Genomic DNA, 2894 nt, shown 5'->3' with positions numbered 1-2894 from the left:
TCGAATTGGCGCTAGTTGCTCCGCCAAATAGCGTAAGCCGTGCAGGTAAATCGGATACAATTGAACCAGCGATTCGAGCGCGGGTTGCGCCGTTTCAATTGTTTCCTCGTGCAACTGACCTTCTACGTTGTCGCCCAGCATCGAAATCACTAGGTGCTCTACGTTCGCCCAGTGGCGATGCGTTTTCACTTTCCAAGCCACCGCCGCGAAGTCGCGACGCAATCGGTTAGCCGTGATCGCGGGGTTGACGGCGTTACCAAACGTGCTGTCGGTTTCCGTGAAGATCGATCCATAATGTACGTCGGACAACATGTGGAATGCGGGCGCATTACGGCGCGCCGGATCAAGGCGAATCGGATCCACATCGGGCGCGGGCCGCGATGCCACTTCCGCGAACGCATCAAGCGTGCGCTCGGTGTCATCCAAGCGGCGGAGCGCCGATTCTAGGGCGCGCGTGTCCGACTTCGACGCGCGCTTTTCGGCGCGAACCTGGCGCGCGACGTCGAGCGGATCGATCTCAGGCTCGGATGGCGGCGGCGCTGGTATCGTCGCATGCGGCGCCTGCGCTAGATACGATCCAGGCGGGCGCAGACCCGCGCGATGAAATGCGTTAGCAAGACTGCAGTACGTCGCGTCGATCCCCTGCGTCGCCATGCCGTCGATAGCCCCGCGAAGTGTTTGGCACTGACGCAGCACACCGACTGCCGCGTCCAAGCGCGCTTTATCCCAATATAGCCGGCTCATTGCGCTAGCTCTAATCGTGCGCACAAGCGCAAGAAGTTTCGCTCCGCCCGCGAGGTAACCCACGGTACGATCCGCGGCGTCGCGCCAACGGCCGCGCGCCATGGCGCCGAATCGCGGCCCAGGAATTCATCGTCTGAAATTCCGTGCGGTCCGTTGTCACGGCGTTCGATAAGCAAGGCGGCCGTATCATAGAATTTCACCCGCGCCTGGAACTGCCGCAGACCGAAGCGTTGCGCGATTGCGCCATCCCAAATGGCGTGCAGGCGATCATAAGTTTCGTCCCCCGACGCCCGCATCAAATGCTTGATGGGTGTTCCGACATCGTCTAGCACATACTCCGGCGCGTCGTGCACGGCGGCCCATTGCACGACCGCGGGCAATTCACCGGCGCGTTCGGCTAGGGTGGCGACTAAACAACAATGCTGCGCAACCGAGTAGAATGCATCGCATGCGCCTCCGAAGCGACATAGTAGCGCTAGGTGGTGAGCGATATCTGTAAGTAGGATACGGTCCAGTTGCGGGTGCAATAGATCGATCGTTACGCCGGAATGCGCGAGGCGGTAAGGTGGGTTGTTCACGGGTCGCCCTCCAATTCGAAAAGAAAACCATCGCAATTTGCCGCCGGTAGCGCGGGCGGCGCGGGCGCCTCTTGATTGCGCAGGCTCCAATGACCGCCGGTGTCTTGCGCGGCCCAATAGGTGCCTTCGCGTTGCGGCCCGATCCATTCTATTTCCGCCAAGTTAGCAATATCCACTAGGTGTTCGCGGTTGCCCGTCTTGCGGTACTCCTCTAGTCGCGAGATCATCGACGCGACCACGTCGTACGACGCGTCCGCAGACCGCCCACACACGCCATAGCGCAAGTGTCCCATGCGCAGGCGTGCGTCGCGTAACTCATCGAAGTGCGGGTCGCGCTTGTCGCGGGCGGCGGCGCGCACTTCGGCCAGGTCGGCAAAGTATGGCGTGCCGTCGGGGGCGCATCCCGCGTCGCGGTACATGTGATGGCGAATCCAGTCCGTGACCGGCGCCTCGTATAGTGGAGGCACTAGCGGCCTGCAGGGTCTACTAGGTGTGCTCATACGCCTTCTTTCTTGGGCCGTCCGCGGCCACGTGAGTAGCACCGAATCAACTCGCGAACCGCTGGCACGTCCGCCGCAATCCGCCACAGAGACGATGCGCCCGCGAGTCCAATCAATTGAGCAGCATCATTAATAGAAGCGGCAACAGATAGCGCAATGCCAAGGTCATCGAGCATGGTTGGGTCGCCTACCCGCAGCCGATATGCGCTATCTGTTGCCATGCCCAACGTATTTGACACGGCCTTTCGCAGCCGTCAACTAAAAAGTTACACTAGAGTAACGATCGTGTTGCGCATCTAAATCGGGCGTGTCAGACTGGTGTCAATGGCCTCCACTACTATGGATCGATTTACCCGCACTCGTATCGCATCCCGCGCGGGATGCGATGAACGCACCGTCCACCGCTACCTATTGGGTGAGCCCGTGCGCGAAATATACGCGGCGGCGATACGGCAAGCCGCGAAAGAACTTGGAATAGAGCTGACGCGAGCGGCGTAATGCCGACGCAACCGACGGCACATTACGCCGCAACGATCCTGCGCGCGGCGCCGGGCAAGCGCCTCGCTAAGCGCTATCGCGACGCGTCTAAACGACCCGACGATTACGACGCGGGCGTGCTGTTCACCGTCGAAGAAATAGAGGCACCAACATTCAACGCGTTCGTCGCGATGCTCGCTGCGCTAACGCCCGATCAGTGTCTCATTCGCGGCACCGTGCGCTCCGAAGCGCAACAAGACGTGCGTGACGGCTGCCAAGTCCGACGCCTTGCTTATGATCGCGGACCCGACGATCCTGATGGCGAGTGCCCGGCGGCGTTCGAATCCGCAGCGCGCAATTGGATCGTGCTCGACGTGGATGAGAGCTCGACGCCATTCGACGCCACTAATATAGAGGGCAGCGTTGCGGCATGGCGCGCCACCTTGCCCGCGGAATTGCAAGGCGCGCAAAGCGCGTTCTTCCTGTCGGCGTCATCCCATCTATCGCCGACCGTGCGCGGTAAGCTCGTGGTCGCACTTGATGCGCCTTTGGATGATTGCACGGCCGCGGTTTATGCGAAGGCGAATGGTTTCGA

General features: G+C 60.9%; 4 protein-coding genes. 1 reads left to right on the top strand and 3 read right to left on the bottom strand.

The features are described 5' to 3' along the window. From WCX19_RS15015 to WCX19_RS15005, 3 genes are all read right to left on the bottom strand, one after another. The coding region (locus tag WCX19_RS15015; protein WP_373009556.1) for a hypothetical protein at positions 1-714 on the bottom strand (714 nt) is incomplete at its 3' end. Between the two features lie 26 nt (positions 715-740). Continuing rightward, a complete protein-coding gene (locus WCX19_RS15010; protein ID WP_373009554.1) occupies positions 741-1124 on the bottom strand; it encodes a hypothetical protein in 384 nt (127 codons plus the stop codon). Positions 1125-1318: 194 nt separating this feature from the next. Continuing rightward, positions 1319-1741: a hypothetical protein gene (locus WCX19_RS15005; protein ID WP_373009552.1), complete on the bottom strand. Its 423-nt coding sequence runs from the start codon at positions 1739-1741 to the stop codon at positions 1319-1321. 578 nt (positions 1742-2319) lie between these two features. Here WCX19_RS15005 and WCX19_RS15000 point away from each other — a divergent pair. After that, the coding region (locus tag WCX19_RS15000; protein ID WP_373009550.1) for a hypothetical protein at positions 2320-2894 on the top strand (575 nt) is incomplete at its 3' end.

The organism is Methanoregula sp., assembly GCF_041663825.1.
Classification (GTDB): Archaea; Halobacteriota; Methanomicrobia; order Methanomicrobiales; family Methanospirillaceae; genus Methanoregula.
Note: the sequence above shows the minus strand (reverse complement) of the source record. Positions and strands in the feature narration are given on the sequence as shown.